Origin of the sequence: Maridesulfovibrio frigidus DSM 17176, from assembly GCF_000711735.1 — a bacterium.
GTDB lineage: Bacteria > Desulfobacterota > Desulfovibrionia > Desulfovibrionales > Desulfovibrionaceae > Maridesulfovibrio > Maridesulfovibrio frigidus.
In genome coordinates, this window is record NZ_JONL01000002.1 from 357,761 (window position 1) to 377,345 (window position 19,585).

Consider the following 19,585-nt stretch of genomic DNA (forward strand, 5'->3'; position numbering starts at 1 on the left):
AAACTACAAATAGAATCATATTATTTTGCCAAAAGAAGGAACACACAGCCTTCCATACAAGGAGCTTGAAAGTGAAATCTACAATTAAAGTCTTTACGTTTTTTGTTTTGCTAACCCTGCTAGCAACACCGGCATTCGCAGCTAAGAAAATTAAATGGAAGCTGGCCATGACATGGTCTACAACCCTTACCCCACTTTCTACAGCTCCAATTCAGTTATCCAAAATGGTCCGCGAGATGAGCGGCGGTAACTTTATTATCCGCGTTGAAGGTTCTGAAAAGCATAAAGCTCCGCTTGGCATCCTCGACATGGTTAAAGGTGGCCAGTATGACATGGGCCACAGCGCATCATACTACTGGAAAGGGAAAGACATCGGAACCGTATTTTTCTGCACAGTGCCTTTTGGCATGAATGTGGATGAGCAGTACGCTTGGCTATATTACGGCGGCGGCATGGAGCTTATGCAGGAAGCGTTTGATAAGTATAATGTACTTAGCTTTCCCGGTGGTAACACAGGCGTTCAGATGGGCGGCTGGTTCAAAAAAGAAATCAAATCCCTCAAGGACCTTAAAGGTCTCAAAATGCGTATTCCTGGACTTGCAGGCGAAGTTTTTGCAAAACTAGGTGTGAACGTAACCAATATCCCTTCCGGCGAACTTTACACATCTCTTGACCGTGGAACCATTGATGCTCTTGAATGGGTTGCTCCTTCTATGGACATCAAAATGGGTTTCCACAAGATCGCACCATACTACTACACAGGCTGGCATGAGCCAGCATCCGAGCTTCAGTATATCATCAATAAAAAAGAATACGAAAAGCTTTCAGCTGAATACAAAGCTATCCTTAAAACAGCCATGAAAGCGTGTTCCATGGACATGTTCATCGACAACTACGCAATGAGCATTGAAGCTTGGGACAAGATGAAAACTGATTACCCTAACATTAAAGTTAAAGAATTCCCTAAACCAGTTCTTCAAGCTATGAGTAAAGCGGCAAACGAGCTTTACGACAGCTACGCGGCTGAAAACGCATTCTTCAAAAAAGTGCTGAAATCACAGCGCAGCTACATGAAGAAAGCCCGCGCATGGACTGCAATATCTGAGTTCAATTACATCAAGACTTCAATGGAGCTCGATAAGTAAAAGACTAATCAATACGCAAAAAAAAGGGTTACTCTCAAATCAAGAGTAACCCTTTTTTTTGTCGTAAACCAACGATCAGATCCGCTTAATCAGCCGTAAGAGAAAAATCAGAATCACTGCACCGACTGTAGCTACGAATACTTGTCCGATAAATCCATGAGTTCCGACGCCAAGAAAACCAAAGACGAATCCACCAATCACAGCCCCGATAACACCTACAACAATATCACCTATAAGACCGAAACCTCCGCCTTTCATAAGCAATCCAGCCAACCAACCGGCAACCAACCCAATCAATATAAACCAAATTAATCCATGCATTGCAGACCCCTAAAGATTTAAGGTTTCAGACCACTCCAATTTAGCACGGCTTTTTAGAACAAGCAAAACTAATAAAATAATGTAGCACAACGTTCAGCGCTCTTCCAAAATCCATAAAATCAAGCCATACTTGCTTCGGCCTAGCATCTATCAAATAAACTTTTTGGAACCGCCGCAGTTATTGAACTGGTCTCCGACAGCGCAGAGTTGCCTATCGTATATCAAATGGTACTTTTGAATTAGACAGGACAATTAATGGCTAATTTTCTTATATATGGAGACATATGAAAACGAAGCCATGCCTGACAATCCGCTTGATGTAAGCGTGGACGGGTTTCCCCGAAGTGGAAGAAGATGAAGCACCCATTCATTTGCTGGTTAATGACTATGCTAAGTATAATTAAAGACTTTTAATTTCGCGTAAAATCAAATTTCAAACTGATCGAGCGGAAAAATAGGTCTTGGCACATTACGATAGGGAAGACGGTCATATCGCGGGGTGCAAAGTGCGCCGCTGTCACAGATAATTATTTGTCCCGCAATAGGTTCAAACGCTGCTCGAAAATGTTGCATAGACTTCAGCGCCACAACCTCTTTGCATAGTGGGTCGATATTAAAGGCTTTAAACTGCTGTAAATCTAGTATTTGTCCGGGAATGGTAACCACTAATATTTCGATGCCGCCAACACGGATAACGGCACTTGGTCCGAAGCTACCGTGAAGCCCATGAAGCATGGGGCCATCGCCAATAAAGTGTCCTTCGCTCAGAAAAAGAAGTTCGGCATCGACAACAAGTGGACCTCCACCAAAATCAGGATCGGTCTTGCCACCAATCGCAATCTGAACAGATTCACCAACAACCGCTTCCTGTAACGTCTGCACCGCCTCTCCATCCACTATGGGAGCAAAACACCCATTGGCTACCCCCGCTCTCAGCAGTGCTCGCAATAGATCAGTTGAATCGCCATAGCCACCGGCCCCGGGATTATCCGCATAGTCTGCAATGATCAATGGCCCGTTGTCTGGTTCGTAAGACGCGGCAATTGCGGCAGCCTCTGTCACGTCTAGATAATCGTTGAGAACGTCAAAACGCTTGTTCCAGATATCATCCGCAATGGTTTCGGAGAATGCAGTGTGCGCCGCGAAATCCCCTTGTCCGGTGACAAGCACAGTTGGGCCAACATCCCTGACATCAGCACTGGCAAATCCTCCATTGACACTTACGGCAAAAACATCCGGTTGCTCCTCATATTTACGTGCGGCAGCAATGCGTTCAATCATCGGGCCGATATCTGTTCGGCCACCATTAATTTCTTCGAGCATGGGCCGACTGGCGCGGACTGTCCGTGGATTGATTTCGCCAGCCATAGTCCGCTGTAAAATCTCGCCAGCTTGCTTGCCAATATCCCGCATATCGATGTGCGGATAAGTTTTGTATGACACAATGATGTCAGCCAACCCGCATATCTGCTTACCCACATTTGCATGTGGATCAAGAGTGATGGCAATCGGCATTTTAGTGCCCACCAAACTGCGGATACGGCGCAACAGTTCACCTTCACCATCATCACAAAAATCTAACCCCATCGCCCCATGTAGGCCAAGAAGCAGTCCGTCATATTGATGGTTCTCGATACTGCAAAGAATTGGTTCGCATAGCCAATCAAATGCCTTGCGCCTAATTTTCCCGCTTGGCCCAGCAGCGGCACTGAGGACATGAGTTATCTGCCAATCGTGCTCTCGTCCAACATCAAGAAACCCAGCCAACGACGTGTTTTCTGCTCCCCTCTCGGCAATAGCAGCGTCGCCCATTAGTACATAGCGCGCCATGAAAGCACGCCTGCCTGTTCTGTGGCGGCTAAAGGAATTGGTTTCGTGAGACATTTCGGCAGTCATTACATTGAAAGACATCAGCAAATCCTTGCATAAAAAATTGCCTCGCGCTCATCACCAAATGCGACTTGCCGGGCTTTTAAAATGTTTCTCGCCATGCATCAAGAAACTGCTCGGTTCATGATATGTCTTATAGAATATTGCAATTACTTTCTTTACCATTCTGGCGAACAAAGTCGATTTTCACAGGGGAGGGGTAATAGTCTTACTTGCGGTATATTTCGTTTGGAGTTTTGTATGCAGACTTATGAAAAGAAAGCACGATTACAGAAAAAGTTACGCCTAATTACACACTATAATTCTGTCCCCGATCTCCCGAGGGGGGCAGCCCTGACAGGAGATCGGGAATGCCGCGTTTCAAGCGGCGGCTATTAACTACAATAAGTAATTAACAGCAAGTAGGCCCGTTATAGACATCGTGATTGTGTAGGGTAATGCAAGCACTACCATCCGGCCGTAAGATAATCTTATAACCGGAGCAAGGGCCGATGTTAGAAGGAAAAGGAAAGCGGCCTGACCATTCGGAGTGGCAACACTTGGGATATTGGTTCCGGTGTTGATTGCCACTGCCAACTTGTCAAAATTATGCATAATATCAATAATCTTAGTCGCTGTAGCCTGAGGCATACCAGCGACAACATCAGCACGAAGCAAATGAGGATCAGTCAGTTTTGCCATCAAAGCCTGTCCACTGATACCTATGCCAGGCAAGGTTCCGAGTAAGTTGATGAAATGCAATTTGGTTTCAGAGATGTAAACTGTTGCGACAAAAACATTGTCTGATATTGCAGAAAGCAAACCGTTGGCAATGTAGTAAGCTACAAGCTGTGTCTGTCCCTTAAGACTGAGAACAAATTCAATGATGGGATGAAATAGACCTTGATCATGAATCACTGCGACAATGGAGAAAAAGACGACTAAAAGAGCGGTAAATGGCAATGCTTCTTCAAATGCTTTACCGAGTTGGTGTTCTTCCACAATACCGTTCATAGATGTAAGTATAATAATCACTGACAGACCAACAATCCCAACTGCTGCCAAATGGAAAGCAAGAGCCGCAATCAACCATACCCCGGTCAAAGCTTGAACTACCAGTTTCGTTTTGCCTTTCTGGCCCTGGTTTTCTTCCATTTCTATGGCAGTTTCCAGCAAGTGGGAACGAATGTTCCCCGGTAGTGTTGAACCATATCCAAAAAGATGAAATTGCTCGACCGCAACGCAGGTCAATAGTCCCACAGCAAGAACCGGCATTGTCACAGGCACCATTCTTAGAAAAAAGTCTGCAAAATGCCAGCCCATTTCGCTGGCTATGAGCAAGTTTTGAGGTTCACCCACCAGAGTGCATACTCCGCCAAGTGCGGTCCCTACCGCACCATGCATCATTAAGTTGCGCAGAAAGCCTCTAAATTCTTTAAGATCTTCACGATTTTTTTCGACAACAACCTTATCACAACATAGATCATGATCACATTGCATGCTCTTACCAGACGCAAATCGGTGGTAAACATTATAAAAACTGTAACCGACAGCAATCATAACAGCCGTTACAGTCAGCGCATCTAAAAATGCGGACAAAAATGCTCCCGCCAGACAAAACAGCAGAGAAATTAATATTTTAGACTGAACTCGAACAAGAATACGCGTGAACGTGAATTGCAAAAAATCTTTCATGAAATAAATACCTGCTACCATAAAGATAAGCAGCAGAATTACTTCAAAGTTTTTAAGAGCTTCATGATAAACTGTTTCTGGAGAAGTCAGACCTATAATTACAGCTTCAAATGCGAGAAGACCACCTGCCGGAAGGGGGTAACACTTCAAAGCCATTGCCAGAGCGAAAATAAATTCAGCAATTAATGCCCAACCAGCGACAGTGGCTCCAAGTGCAAACATAAGGCATGGATTTAAAATTAAAAAAGCGACAATGACCATTTTATACCACTTAGGAGCATTGCCTAGGAAGTTGCTACCGAGTGATTGCACAAATGATGGCTGCATCAGTTTCTCCTTATAAAATTAAAAAATGACGGTAGCAGATTCGCACTATCGGATTGTATAATAACCATCCGACAACGTTCCCTGCACCCGTCTTATTATGTTTGGAAAAAATCATATGAGCCGGGGAAAATTCCCCGGCTCTTGGTTCTTTGAGTTAATATAAAACCATCAAGGTAAAGATCATTACTCCCATATAGAGTACGGTCATACCTGTCCCTGCCCGGACGTAGTCGATCGTTTTATAACCACCGGGACGCATAATGAGTGCGTTAACCTGATGAGTTGGCAACACGAATGTATTGGATGCCGCAACAGCTACTGTCAGTGCCGCAATGCGAGGATCTACGCCTGCATTCAAAGCCATATTCATGGCTAACGGAACCAGTAGTACAGTTGCTCCAACGTTTGATGCAACCAAAGTAAAGAATGAGGTCAATATACCAATTACCGTCAGCAATACCACCGTTGAAGGATGGCCGAGAGCAGACATGATAGTTGCTGCAATATATTGCGCGGCTCCAGTGTTTTCAAATGCCATTCCAAGCGGGATCAGCCCTCCAAGAAGGAAGACAGTCATCCAGTCAACTGACTGGTATGCTTCATCAATGCTTAGAACCTTAGTCAGAATCATGCCTAAAGCTCCTGCGAGTAAGGCAATGGAAAGCTGAATGTGCAGTGCCAGAATCAAGAACAGAGATACACCTAGCCACAACAAGGCAAATTTAGCCTTATCAGTGCGTAGTATTTCTCCCTTTACTTCTTCTGTGAAAACAAAATCAGGTCTGTCTTTAAGCAGATGGAACATCTCCCAGCGACCATGGAGAAGGAAAGCATCTCCAGACTCAATCTGGAGATCACTTAAACCACTGATAAAGAGTTTTTCACCACGAAAGATTGCAAGCGGTGAAACCTGAAAGCGGTTGCGTAAACGGATTTCGGAAAGAGTCTGCCCGACAAGTTCCGACCGAGGAGTTACAATACCCTCCATTATTCCGGCATTATTAGGAGAAAGCTCTTCTGCAAAAGAGCTAAGCTCTTCCTGCAGTTCCCACCCAAAGTTGTCAGCCATATGCTGCACAAACTCACGGTGACCGACTATAGCCAAATGGTCACCAGGTCTGATGACTTCAGAAGCATCAGGAGCAATTTTGTGTTGTTTGCCATGATCTCTTGCAATGGCAACCACTGTTGAAAAATAAATGGGCCGAAGTGCGAGGTTCTGTAGATCCTCATCACTTTCCCATGTCTCTGGAACATGGACCTCAAACAAAGAGCCGATACCGCCGTATGTATCATTCAAAAGCTCCGACATAGGACCGGAGAATTCAGCGACATCCTTACTAGGAAGAATAAATCTTCCAAAAAGCATAAAGTATATAAGAGCTGCCACAAGCAGCGCAATTCCTATAGGGGTAACACCGAACATCCCGAAGGGTTCGTACTGTTTCCCACCAACAATCATCAAATCGTTCAACAAAATCAGAGGACTTGATCCGACCAGTGTCAGACAGCCACCGATAATTGCACAGAACCCCATGGGCATCAGCAATCTTCCAACCGGAACCCCGGTCTGATTGCCGATGCGTTTTGCTGCAGGGAGAAACAGGGCCGCAGCCCCGATATTCTGCATGAACCCTGAAATGATCGCCACGGTACCGGCAATCAAAGTCATGATTCGAGTTTCACTTTTACCGGCAAACTTGAGGATAACTCGGGCCATTGAGTTCATAACACCGGTCTTGTCCAGTCCGGCCCCGATGATAATAACGGCTATAATTGATACGACAGCATTACTGCTTAAACCACTGATTGCCTGTTTAGGCGTAACCAATCCGAGCAAAGGAAGAAGTACCATCATAATGATACCGACTACATCCACACGGACCCATTCGAAGATGAAGAGCAGTATTGCGAAAGCAAGAACTGCCATTACTAGAATAATCTCTGGAGTCATAATTTACCTTTTAAGCTTAAAGCGTAATGCTGGTTTGCAGGCCTATTTTACCCGCAGCATCGCTCGTGTATATACAGGGATAGCCGTATTTGTTTTTCTATCTGCGACATCTTCCATGACATAACGGTAGTCGCAATCTTCACAATGAAGTTCTGCGACAACAGCATCTTCTTTGCCGCTTTTAATAAGGTGTGCGAACAATAGACCGGCCTCTTTAGCTTGGCCGGAAAAATCAGCGATATTCTCTTCAGATTTATCGCGGAAATTGTTGAAATCTGAACCATGTTCATCGAGGTTCAGCGCAACCAGACTGCTTTGAGTCTTGGCTGCCATGCCTATTGCATAGCTGACGACACTTCCAGAGAAAGCCGCGCCTTTGCTGACAACAAGAATTTTTCCACCGGCAGTTGTTGTTTCTGAAAGATTCTTAACAAGTTCATCATTTTCTTTTTGGGAAGTCGGTGCCTTCTGGCTCTTGAGCCGAAAACGGTTTAACAATGATTTCAAGAAAAGCCCCCTTTCGTTTTGGCCAGCTAATAACTGGTCCCGATTAATGGCCCATTTGCCTACGCTACAGGTATTGCACTGATTTTTGGCCTTTGTTGCATAATGTCGATCAAAGAAGCCAATAATGTACTGAACGGTAGCCATGGAACCTCCTCGTTTTTGTTTCTTCTCACGCTCCTTAAGATCAATAAGCATGCCAACCAAAATAACACCCCCAAACTATCGTAATGTATGAATATATATAAAGGACGCAACTTTAGCTCAGTTTGAGATGTTGCGTTATGCAACTCTGATTATCCAAAATATCGTGAGTAATGCCCAATCTACGTAAAACAGGGGGTTAATGCATGTTTCATTTTGCAACATCTTCGATCGGATCATTACAATCTAAGAGATTCTAATGGTTTCTTAATTTTTTAATCAGGATCGTTATACCCCGCATAAACAGGGCTGATGCTAGGTTGTGCCTTTCCTCACAATGTTTTCAGATACTTTTTTTGCGTTTAAAACTGCGAGCTGAAGGGGTGTTGTTTCACAATGCAACATTAACAACGTAAGTCATTGATGATAATAACTGTCTTATCTCGAATGGCGTGACGTAATATTTCTATAATGATTTTCAGTGAGAAGGATGTGCATATGCTAAGGTGGTTCAATAAAAAAAATGACGAGAAACTGAATCCGGAAGTGAAAACTCCAGATGAAAGTAATTTACCTCAGCAGAAAAACGGAGCGCAAGAGCTGGTCGAGCGCGTCAATTCGGCCGAACTTCCCGACCACATAATAAATACAACTCATGATGAATGCGAAAGACTGCTTAAGTTGGACAGTTCGTCTCCTGAATTCGCTATCGGGCATAACTATCTTGATTTTATACTCTCTTTACCGTGGAATAATACCACTAAGGACGACCTTGACCTTGAGCGCGCGAAAGAAGTGCTTGATGCTCGGCACTACGGTTTAAATAACGTAAAAGAAAGAATTCTTGAATTTCTTGCTGTAAAGAATCTTCGTAGCAGGATCAATCCAAGCTTAATTATTGCTGACGATGAAATCATCGCCAGAGAAAATCTATCCATCATTTTTGAACACGAGGGATTCACAGTAAGAACTGTTGCCAACGGACAGGAGGCTGTGGAGGCCATGGAAGATGAGCCTGCGGATATTGTGATAACCGATCTTAAGATGGATGTTATGGACGGCCTTGAGCTTCTTGAAGAGGTGCGAAGCCGCTGGCCTGATACAGGTGTGATAATGCTCACGGGGTATGCAACAGTGAAAACAGCTGTAGCAGCCATGAAAAAAGGAGCTGACCAATATCTGGGTAAACCGGTGAACCTGACCCGCCTTCGTGAGCATGTGCAGGACTTGTTAGGTAAAAATCAACGAATTCAAGGATTGCGAGGACCTGTACTCTGCTTCAGCGGTCCTCCCGGAACAGGTAAAACTTCAATAGGGAAGGCTATCGCAGAGTCAATGGGACGTAAGTTTATATGTATGTCCCTTGCAGGACTACGGGATGAAGCTGAATTGCGCGGACACCGCCGCACTTATGTAGGAGCCATGGCAGGAAGGCTTTTGCAGGAAATTCAAAAATCAGGAGTGCGCAATCCGGTTATTATGCTGGATGAGATGGACAAGATTATTCAGAATTTCCAAGGCGATGCAACTTCTGTACTGCTTGAAATTCTTGATCCTAAGCAAAATTCAGAGTTTGTAGACCAGTATCTGGGATTGCCGTTTGACCTTTCAGGAGTTCTGTTCATCGCCACTGCAAACATCATTGACCGTATACCGGCGCCGCTACGAGACAGAATGGAAATGATCGAATTTTCGAGCTATACACTTAGTGAAAAATCTAAAATAGCGACCAACTACCTCATTCCTGAGCAACTGCTTCAGCACGGCCTTGGAATAAAGGAAATTACAGTGCAGCCCAAGGCTGTAAAACATCTCATTATGGATTACACCCGTGAACCTGGATTGCGCGGGCTGGAAAAACAGATTGCATCACTTTGTCGCAAGCTGGCGAGAAAAATTATAGCAAAAACGGATGGGAATAACACATTCGTGGTCGAGCAAGAGCAGCTTGCGGAAATCATGGGGCCTCCCCCGCATTTCACAACCTCTGCCAGCGAGGATCCTAAAGTCGGACTGGCAACAGGGCTCGTCTGGTCTGAGAATGGAGGAGAAATAATCTTTGTGGAAGTAGCAAAGATGTATGGTAATAAAAATCTAATTCTAACTGGATCTCTTGGAGATGTTCTTCAAGAATCTGCTCAGACGGCTTTGAGTTTCATTCGTGCCAACGCTGAAAAATTTGACTTGTCACCTGACTTTTTTGAATCTTCGGATATTCATGTACATATTCCCGCCGGATCCGTGACAAAAGAAGGGCCTTCCGCTGGAGTTACCATTGTTATTGCCATCCTGTCTCAGCTGACTGGACGCCCTGTATTGCAGAATATGGCTTTCACAGGAGAAATATCACTACATGGAGATGTGCTACCAGTCGGCGGAGTTCGCGAGAAAATCATGGCCGCCTCAAGGTCTGGAATTCGTACCGTAGTTTTACCTAGTAAATGTTCGTATGCCCTCCAGAGAATAGAGCCGGAGGTACTAGAAGGAATCGAAATCCATCTTGTAAGCAGATTAGAAGAAGCCGTAGAACTGGCCCTTCTTTAACTTTTCTCCTTTTCCAGACCGAGACGCTTCATTTTACGCCATAGGGAGACTCTATCTATCCCGAGAATTTTGGCTGCCTGTGTCTTATTTCCGTCTGTAGCAAGCAAAACCTTTTCTATATGGTGGGATTCAACCTCCTCCAACGTCTGTAAAGGATTATCATGAGGGATATCGCGTATCTCCCTCGGTAGCAGGTCCGGGGTGAACACGGTCCCCTTGGAGAGAGCCAAGGCTCTTTGAGCAATATTTTCCAGTTCTCGAACGTTACCCGGAAATGGATAATTCATTAAAGTGTCTAACGTTTCTTGAGAAATAGTATTAATGGCCTGAACCGGAGTCCTGTGTTTTTCAAGAAAGTGCCCTATCAACACAGGAATATCTTCCCGATGTTCCCGCAAAGGCGGAGACGAAAGAGTTACTACATTTAACCGATAAAAAAGATCCTGTCGAAAAGTACCCTTTTCCACATTCTTTTTCAGGTCACAGTTGGTAGCCGCGAGAACCCTGATATCAATCGGGATCTCCTGAGTTCCTCCCACGCGCAAAAAAGTGCGTTCTTGAAGGACCCGCAAAAGTTTCACCTGCATGTTAAGTGGAAGTTCACTCATTTCATCAAAAAATACCGTCCCACCGTTGGCAACCTCAAGTATACCTTTCTGTCCGCGCTGAGCTCCTGTAAAGGCTTCTCGTTCATGGCCGAATAATTCTTTATCCATTAACTCTGCAGTAAAAGTCCCACAGTTTATCGCCATGAATCTTTCCTCTGAACGAGGGCTGAGCATATGAATGCCACGGGCGATAAGCTCCTTACCAGTACCGGTTTCTCCTTGAATAAGAACATTGCAATTCATATTTGCAAGCTGTTTGATGGTACTTTTCAATTTAAGAATTTCATCACCTTGCCCAACCAAAGGAAAATCCTGCTTACCTTGTGCCAGCACCTGCCTGAGGCGCAGAACTTCCACCGATAACGCCCTGCACTCCAGAGCCTTACGAATCTGTGCACGTAATTCATCGAGATTGAACGGCTTTGCAATATATGAGTGAGCTCCATGTTGCATTGCAGACACAGCCGTAGTCACAGCTGCATGGCCGGTAATAACTATGACCTGTGTTGAAGGCTCCTTCTCTTTAATATGCTCAAGCAGCTCAATTCCGTTCATGCCCGGAAGCATGAGGTCAGTAAGCACTAACTCAAATTCAGCTTTTTCGAACTGCTGCAAGGCTTCTGATCCAGAACCGACCGCAACAGTAGTGTACCCTTCCTTATTTAGAACATGGGTAAGATTATCTCTTGCGATTTCCTCATCATCAACAATAAGGATTTTAATGTCGCTCATCATGCTTTCATACCTTCAACCAGAGGGATGGTTATATAAAAAGTTGTTCCTTTGCCCTCGCGGCTTTCGGTCCGGATATGACCTTGGTGCTTTTCAATAATTCCATAAACAATATATAGTCCCAGCCCGGTGCCTTGCCCGACTTCTTTTGTCGAAAAGAACGGATCAAAAATTCTTTCCAGCGTGTCCGGAGTCATGCCTTCACCTGTGTCGGACACAGTAATAATTGCATTATCATCTTTGGTAGAAGCGGCAATACGTATAGAGCCTTGCTTCGGCTCAATAGCCTGAATAGCGTTGATAAGCAGATTGATAAATGCCTCCTGCATCTTGCGCCGGTCAACTCGAACAACAATATGTTCCGAGATGCCCTTTGTAAGAGAAATATTTGATGGAACCTGACTTGAAACAAGGCTTATTGCTGATTGTACAATCTCATCCAGTTCGATTGGCCCCGGAGAATACTCACGTTCGCGGGAAAACTCGAGAAGCCCTTTCACAATATCACGCGAGCGGAGTGTCTCCTGCATAATATTATCCATCATTTTATCGGAAAGAACATCCTTCCCTTTTGTTCCTTCCATCAAAATCTGACAGGATGTTGAGATATTATTAAGAGGATTGTTTAACTGGTGGGCTATGCCGGAAGCAAGAGTTCCTATTGATGACAACTTCTGAGCCTGCACCAACTGGCGACGCCTCTTTTTCAATTGTTCAACCATAGAATTTAGCGCAGCAAATACCTGCTGAATTTCATCATGAAAATTTTTGATCGGCAATGCCTTAAAAGTTCCCAGTGATATTCGTTTTGTCGCATCCTGTACTTGCCTGAGAGGCTTCAAGATGCTTGAAGAAACAAACACCACAAGAATGAAAATAACTACAGCGATCCCAACCATGGAGAATGTTAGGTTTGAGCGCAACTTCTGGTTAATAGAAAGAATGTTCTTTCTCTCGAAACGGGAAATTGATTTGGAATCTTCCACAAGAGCCTGACCCACTTCTCTAATATTACTGTTTTGAGTTCCGGCAAAGAGGTTATTCTTTTTCCCCGATAATTCAAGGTTATGTAATAAATTTCTATAGAGATCCAAATTGGTTTTCAGACTTTTACCTGTTTTCTTTATTTCTTTATTAATGAACTCCTGCATTAACGCAGAAAGTAACTTGTCGGTCTGATTAAGATATTCAAACCCCTGAGCAAGCAGAGCATTATCGTGGTATAGCAAAAAGTTTTTTTCTGTTCTCCGGATTTCCAAAATAAGATTACTGAGGTCATCAACTCGCTCAACAAGCATAACCTCTCGCTCTAGTTGCAAGGTATTCATGTATGACAACATCCCTATGCAACCAAAACAGATGGAAAAAATAATAATTCCTAAAATAATTTTTTGACGAATATTTAATTTGGGCACGCGGATAACCTTCTTTGCAAACGTTACTCTGATTGAATTTATATGATTCCAAGTGTTAATTGAGTCTAAATACGACTAGTGCAGGTAAAAGGCAAACGGAAGCAGAGCCAGACATGAAATAATCATCAGCGAAATACATAATAAAAACTAAAAACCGAACACATTTACTGTGCAATATCGGCAACAAACATGTTCTTCTCAGCCCCAATATTCATCCAATTTCATTTTAACCTCAGTAGCAGTGGAAAGCCCCAACACTTCTTTTGCAATCTCGCGAAGTCTGGCGAGGTCCTGTCTTCTTATTGCGTTTTTCACCCGTGGAATATGCACTGGACTCATGCTGAGTTCTTCCACCCCCATCCCCACTAAAAGCAGAGCGGAATTCACATCCCCGGCCATCTGCCCACAAACGCAAACAGGCTTTCCTTCCTCGCGAGCGGCATCAACAGTGTGTTTGATACCAAGAAGAACCGCTGGCGAAAGCTGTTCAAAGAGATCAGCTATACGCTCATTCTGACGATCCACAGCTAGAGTATATTGAGTCAGATCATTTGTGCCTATACTGAAAAAATCTGTTTCGTGAATAAGATGCGGAGCGAGAAAAACAGCTGCCGGAGTTTCGATCATTACTCCTAGCGGCAGTTCTTTGGCATGAGCAATACCTTCATGCTCCAAGGAATTTTGGGCCTCGGCAAGAAATTCTTTGAACCTGCGAACCTCATCCAATGATGAAATCATGGGCACGAGAATCCTGACATCACCGTGCACGCCAGCACGGAGCAAAGCTCGCAACTGACGTAAAAGCAGACGAGGGCGTTCAAAACACAGCCGTATGCCACGACATCCAAGGAAAGGATTATCTTCTTTAGGAAGATCCAAATAAGGCAGGTCCTTGTCTCCGCCTACATCCAGCGTGCGGATGACCACAGGCATACCCTTCATATCTTCTACAACAGACTTAAAAGCCTGATATTGCATTTCTTCATCAGGCTGTTCAGCTGTTTCCATGAACAGAAACTCAACCCTGTATAATCCTACTCCCTCGGCCCCTTTACCTAAGGCTGGTCCACTGTCTGCAGGCGAACCAATATTGGCAGCAAGCTTGATCCTTACTCCATCACGAGTCTGAGCGGGCAGGTCACGCCCCCCTTCAAACTGCTTGCATTCGAGCATATATTGCTCACGCTGAGATTCAACATGTTCAAGCTGGGACGGAGTGGGATTTACAATAATATGATTATGTTCAGCATCCAGAGCGATCATATCCCCATTACAGATTGCGCTTGTGGCCCCTTCGACTCCCACAATAGCGGGAATCTCCATAGAGGCCGCCATAATAGCAGTATGTGAAGTTCGGCTGCCCCGCTCGGTTATTATTCCCATGACCTTGGAACTATCCAGCACCGCGGTCTGTGACGGTGTAAGCTCCCCGGCCACGATAATGACTTCACGGTCAAAAATTTCAAGACTTTGCGGAGCAATGCCCAGACAATTGAGCACGATCCTTTGCCCTAAGTCGCGCATATCCACGGCGCGGGCTTTAAGATACTCGTCATCCAACTCTTCCATGGCCGAAACATGCTCGCTTATAACGTCTTCAACAGCTGCCGGAGCAGTGAAACATCGGTCCTTAATCTTTTCAATCACGGCTTCGGACAATTCTTCGTCCTCAACCAACATCAGGTGGGCTTCAAAAATTGCGGCTTTATCATCACCCATTTTTTTACGCACTTGTGCTTCGATCAAGGTTAACTGTTTCACGGATTCAGCTATCGCATTCTTGAATTTATCAATTTCCCTTTCAATAAATTCAGCTGCGACAGGAGACCTGTCAAAACTGACCGGTTCATTGCTCAGCACAACGGCCTGCGCAAGAGCCACCCCTGGTGAGACAGATATTCCACTAAACATTTGCAAGCACCTCCGCATCCTAAATCCAGAATATGCCTTTAGGGCGTTATTTCAAAGACACTAGAAAATTTGAAAGAGTTGCAACAGCTTCCTGCTCATCACTGCCCGTAGCATCAATGGACACATCCGCACCCTTAACAAGCTCCAGTAATTGCAATTTAAAAAGACTTTTGGCGCTGGCAGACTTCCCGTCCACGCTTACTTTAATATCAGATTCGAACCCTTTAGCCATCTTGACGAACTCTGCCGCAGGTCTGACATGCAAACCATCTTCGGCCTGAATTGTGATTGTATTTTTGGTCATATTACACTCTATTTTTTCTTAATAAACAGGATAGGATCGCCGGCAGCAACCTTGCCACTAACTTTGGTCATCTCACCGAACTCGTCCATATTGCTTATGACTACGGGAGTAATCACGGACTTAGCTTTCTCGGTAAGAAGGGCCAAGTCAAAACGGATAACTGGATCACCCTTTTTAACGGTTGCGCCTTGCTCAGCCAGCCGAGTGAATCCCTCTCCCTTGAGATTTACGGTATCCACACCAAAATGGACAAACAACTCAATCCCATCATCGGTGAGCATGCTGAACGCATGATTAGTCTTGAAAATCTTTCCTATTATCCCGTCAGCAGGAGCACACATGGTGTCTCCGCTAGGAATGATAGACACACCGTCTCCCACTGTTTTTTCAGCAAAAACCGGATCAGGAGTATCTTCAATAGGAAGAATCTCACCTTCGATAGGAGAAAATAACGTTAAGGATTGGGATTCCAGAAGGTCGGATTCTTCTCTTTTCATACCGCCCATGGCCATAGCTACCAGTTCTGCCTGCGTTCCGAGAATAACCTGAACGCCCTTTTTACCCACACGAACAACGCCTTTGGCACCGCAACGCTTAAGACCATCATCATTAATGATAGACGGGTCATTAACTTCAAGACGAAGCCTGGTGATGCAGGAGTCAATGGAAATTAAATTGGAAAGGCCACCCAGTTCTCTAACGCAAGCTTGGGCGAGGTTTAACGTGTCCTCGTCCGAAATATCAACAAGAGCGATGCCTGCATCGTCCTCTCTACCGGGAGTCTTGAGATCGAAAAGCTTGATGGCGAAGACAAACAAGAAATAATAAACAAAGAAGAAAATTGCTCCAAGCCCTAAACCGAGCAGAGGGTTCTTAGCGAGTCCATAGTTCAGCACATAGTCAATGGCTCCTGCTGAAAATCCGAATCCGAGCTTGATATCAAACAAACTACACAAGGCGAGAGAAAGGCCCGTCAACACTGCATGGAAAACGTAGAGAACCGGAGCAATAAACATGAACAAGTATTCGATTGGTTCTGTAACCCCGGTGAGAAATGCAGTGAAAGCAACAGAAAATAGTATCCCTGCCACTTGCGCCCGATGTTCAGTTCTAGCTGTTTTGTACATTGCAAGGGCAATGGCGGGAAGACCGAACATCATTATCGGGAAAAATCCGGCCATGAATCCGCCTGCATCAGGATCTCCTGCAAAGAATCTATGCAAATCACCATGTACAACCTGACCAGCAGCATTGGTGAAATCACCAAACTGGAACCACACGATATTATTCATGATATGATGCAATCCAGTAGGAATGAGCAGTCTATTCATGGTTCCGTATACAAATGTCCCGATGGGGCCGGACCCGATAACCCAATTGGCGACGAAGTCAATTCCGGCTTGAACAGGAGGCCATGCAAAATTGAAAAAATAGGCAAGAACCAGAGCGCAGCCCGAGGTTGCAATCGGCACAAATCTTCGGCCTCCAAAAAAGGCAAGCCATTCAACAAGTTTGATTTGATAAAAGCGGTTATATAGCGTCCCGGCGACCATCCCCATAACAATACCGGACAAAACCCCCATGTCCAAATCCTCGTTCAAACTACCGAGGGCCGCAGTAAACACCAGATATCCTATAGCTCCGGCAAGTGCGGAAGCTCCTGCATTGTCTTTAGAAAGTCCCACGGCAACACCAATTGCGAAAATCAGTGGAAGATTGGAGAAAATTGCATCCCCAGCTTTAAAAATAAATGGAATATCAAGCAGGTCTCCGGCCCCTAAGCGTAACATCAAAGCTGCAACCGGCAAAACTGCGATGGGCAACATCAATGAACGACCCAGCTTCTGCAAGCCTTCCAAAATATTCATAACTCTTCTCCTAACAATTTTCACTTTTACTGGACACAAGATCCAAAAATTCATGCATTCCGCCGCCCCGACTAATCTACGATAATTCTAGTTATATGCAGCAAAAGCAGTATAATAGGAAAAGTAGTTTAACAAGAAAAAGAACTTATATTTTGCCGTATAGGTCAGAACGACACATCGATCGCCAACATTATTTCTGCCTAGTTATCTAAGTTAATCCTTCCGATGGCAATGCCTAAAATGAGTTCATAGGGTTGTACAATTTACAGTATTAGTCATAGTTTCAAGCATCTAAAAACCTTCAAGGCCACAAATAGGTAACGCCAGTGTACGCACTAACCAATTGCACCATTTTCACCGGACTGGAAATTTTGACAGATTCTGCGGTCATAATTGAAAAAAAACACATAATGAATGTGGTAAAAACAAATTCTATTCCACAGCAGGCTGAGGTCGTTGACCTAAACAAGGCTGTTCTCGCACCTGGCTTCATTGATCTGCAACTTAACGGATGTGGCGGACTATTTTTCAATGATGACATTTCAGAGGAGACTCTGGACATCATGACCAAAGCTATTCTGCCTACGGGCTGCACTTCGTTCCTGCCGACTCTGGTAAGCGGACCGGAAAAAGAGATCGTGAAGGCCTTAGAGGTCGTACGGAAATACCGAAAAAAGAATGGCGAAACAGTTCTCGGATTACATCTAGAAGGCCCCTATATCAGCCATAAATGCAAGGGGATACACAATCCGGACATGTTAAGAGAGCCAAGTGACAAAATAATTTCCCTTATTGCTGAATACGGGGCTGAAGTAACCAGAATATGTACCATAGCCCCGGAAAAGGTAGAGCCGAGATATGTTAAGCAGCTAGAAAAAGCCGGAGTAAGAGTTTCCGCAGGACACAGCGCAGCCAGTTGTTCGCTAGCCCGTAAAATGTTCAAGGCTGGAATGAGCATGGCAACTCACCTTTTCAACTGCATGGAACCACTGCAAGGACGAGAACCAAGCCTTATTGGGGCCGTTTACCTTGAAAAACCATGGACCGGAATAATCGCCGACGGTGTGCATGTATCATGGGACAATATTGAGCTGGCAAAAAACATTCTAAAAAACAAACTGTTCTGCGTTACCGACGCAACTTCAGCGGTGAGAACGGATATCACAGAATTCGTGCTCGGTAATCAGACTGTTTATGTGAAGGACGGCAAATGCGCCACAGCTAGCGGAACCATCGGAGGCTCAATGCTAACCATGGACAAAGCTGTACGCAACTGCGTCAATCACGTAAAAATTGAGCTTGCCGAGGCACTAAAAATGACCTCACTCTACCCCGCCAGAGCTATAGGAATTGATTCGGAATACGGAATGATAGCCCAGTACTACCACGCGGACCTAGTCATTCTGGATCATGAAAGCCTCAAAGTACGCTCGGTCATAAAGAGTGGAAGACTGCATAAATTTTAGTGGCAATTTACTTTTTGCCGAGCCAAAGACCCAAAAAAAGGCCCCTTACGATGTTTATTCGTAAGGGGCCTTTTCGTAATTGAGTTTTCTTTCTATCTAAACAAGTTTCTTAGCTGCATCTAGAGCTGCATCATAATCTGGCTCTTCAGTAATCTCTTTCAAGTACTGAACATATTCAACTACGCCATCTTTGCCGACAACAAAAACGGCTCTGCTCAACAAACGAAGTTCTTTGATCAAAACTCCGTAAGCTTCACCGAAGGATGCTTCTTTGTGGTCTGAAAGAGTTGTAACAGCCTCAACTCCAGCAGCTCCGCACCAGCGGGCCTGAGCAAAAGGAAGATCCATGCTGAGAGTCAGAATGGCAATATCATCGCCGAGGCTGGCAGCTTCATTATTAAATCTACGGGTTTCCATATCGCACACAGGAGTGTCCAAGGATGGTACTGCGCTCAGGATAAGAACCTTACCCTTGTAATCTTCAAGTGTTTTAGGAGTCAGACCATTATCAGTAACGCTGAAATCTGCAGCTTCATCACCAATTTTAACCTCAGCCCCAATAAGGGTCAGAGGATTTCCAAGAAATGTTATTACTCCAGTTCTTTCACTCATGCTTTATACTCCATTTGGTGTTTTAATTTTCATGTAAAATAGCATAGCCCGGTGCCAGCGGCAACGAACAAATTAAAATTATAACAACTGACAGCTAAACTTAAAGACCACCGAAAACAGTGTATTTTTTTGATGCCAAAATTATTATGAAGATGACTTTCTTGAC

Annotated in this window: 14 protein-coding genes; 3 read left to right on the forward strand and 11 right to left on the reverse strand. The window is 44.5% G+C overall.

Annotated elements, in window-relative coordinates; all coding sequences use genetic code 11:
* The first annotated feature begins 71 nt into the window (after window positions 1-71).
* Window positions 72-1,145 carry a TRAP transporter substrate-binding protein gene (locus BR06_RS0105830; protein ID WP_051676941.1) on the forward strand — a complete coding sequence of 358 codons (1,074 nt, stop codon included), beginning with the start codon at window positions 72-74 and terminating at the stop codon, window positions 1,143-1,145.
* Window positions 1,146-1,220: 75 nt separating this feature from the next.
* On the opposite strand, the gene BR06_RS0105835 is transcribed toward BR06_RS0105830, so the two are convergent.
* The 5 genes from BR06_RS0105835 to BR06_RS0105860 form a co-directional block, all read right to left on the reverse strand.
* Complete coding sequence (locus BR06_RS0105835; protein WP_031481065.1) at window positions 1,221-1,466, reverse strand: GlsB/YeaQ/YmgE family stress response membrane protein; 246 nt, start codon at window positions 1,464-1,466, stop codon at window positions 1,221-1,223.
* Window positions 1,467-1,892: 426 nt separating this feature from the next.
* A complete protein-coding gene (locus BR06_RS0105840) occupies window positions 1,893-3,377 on the reverse strand; it encodes a M81 family metallopeptidase (RefSeq protein WP_031481067.1) in 1,485 nt (494 codons plus the stop codon).
* 357 nt (window positions 3,378-3,734) lie between these two features.
* Window positions 3,735-5,357 (reverse strand): sodium/proton antiporter NhaB, encoded by a 1,623-nt coding sequence (gene nhaB / locus BR06_RS0105850; RefSeq protein ID WP_031481069.1) that lies wholly within the window; start codon window positions 5,355-5,357, stop codon window positions 3,735-3,737.
* A 154-nt stretch (window positions 5,358-5,511) separates the two neighbouring features.
* Window positions 5,512-7,311 (reverse strand): SLC13 family permease, encoded by a 1,800-nt coding sequence (locus BR06_RS0105855; protein ID WP_031481071.1) that lies wholly within the window; start codon window positions 7,309-7,311, stop codon window positions 5,512-5,514.
* Between the two features lie 42 nt (window positions 7,312-7,353).
* A complete protein-coding gene (locus tag BR06_RS0105860; RefSeq protein ID WP_031481073.1) occupies window positions 7,354-7,962 on the reverse strand; it encodes a hypothetical protein in 609 nt (202 codons plus the stop codon).
* 495 nt (window positions 7,963-8,457) lie between these two features.
* Here BR06_RS0105860 and BR06_RS0105865 point away from each other — a divergent pair, with 495 nt between their 5' ends.
* Entirely contained in the window at window positions 8,458-10,503 is a 2,046-nt protein-coding gene (locus BR06_RS0105865) for a S16 family serine protease (RefSeq protein ID WP_031481075.1), read from the forward strand.
* Here the strand turns inward: BR06_RS0105865 and BR06_RS0105870 are convergent.
* The 5 genes from BR06_RS0105870 to nagE all read right to left on the reverse strand — a co-directional run bounded on the left by BR06_RS0105870 (window position 10,500) and on the right by nagE (window position 17,341).
* Window positions 10,500-11,846, reverse strand: coding sequence for a sigma-54-dependent transcriptional regulator (locus tag BR06_RS0105870; RefSeq protein ID WP_084154038.1), 1,347 nt, complete (start codon window positions 11,844-11,846; stop codon window positions 10,500-10,502). The two genes, BR06_RS0105865 and BR06_RS0105870, sit on opposite strands and share 4 nt — an antisense overlap.
* Window positions 11,843-13,171, reverse strand: coding sequence for an ATP-binding protein (locus tag BR06_RS0105875; RefSeq protein WP_235727674.1), 1,329 nt, complete (start codon window positions 13,169-13,171; stop codon window positions 11,843-11,845). Before BR06_RS0105875 ends, BR06_RS0105870 begins: the two co-directional genes overlap by 4 nt.
* Window positions 13,172-13,456: 285 nt before the next feature.
* On the reverse strand, window positions 13,457-15,169 hold the full coding sequence (gene ptsP / locus BR06_RS0105880) for a phosphoenolpyruvate--protein phosphotransferase (protein WP_031481081.1): 1,713 nt from the start codon (window positions 15,167-15,169) through the stop codon (window positions 13,457-13,459).
* Between the two features lie 46 nt (window positions 15,170-15,215).
* Complete coding sequence (locus BR06_RS0105885) at window positions 15,216-15,473, reverse strand: HPr family phosphocarrier protein (RefSeq protein WP_031481083.1); 258 nt, start codon at window positions 15,471-15,473, stop codon at window positions 15,216-15,218.
* 8 nt (window positions 15,474-15,481) lie between these two features.
* Complete coding sequence (gene nagE, locus BR06_RS0105890; protein ID WP_031481238.1) at window positions 15,482-17,341, reverse strand: N-acetylglucosamine-specific PTS transporter subunit IIBC; 1,860 nt, start codon at window positions 17,339-17,341, stop codon at window positions 15,482-15,484.
* Window positions 17,342-17,667: 326 nt separating this feature from the next.
* Between nagE and nagA the strand changes: the two genes are divergently transcribed.
* Window positions 17,668-18,807, forward strand: coding sequence for an N-acetylglucosamine-6-phosphate deacetylase (gene nagA, locus BR06_RS0105895; RefSeq protein ID WP_031481240.1), 1,140 nt, complete (start codon window positions 17,668-17,670; stop codon window positions 18,805-18,807).
* Between the two features lie 96 nt (window positions 18,808-18,903).
* On the opposite strand, the gene tpx is transcribed toward nagA, so the two are convergent.
* A complete protein-coding gene (gene tpx, locus BR06_RS0105900; RefSeq protein WP_031481242.1) occupies window positions 18,904-19,419 on the reverse strand; it encodes a thiol peroxidase in 516 nt (171 codons plus the stop codon).
* Window positions 19,420-19,585: the final 166 nt, after the last annotated feature.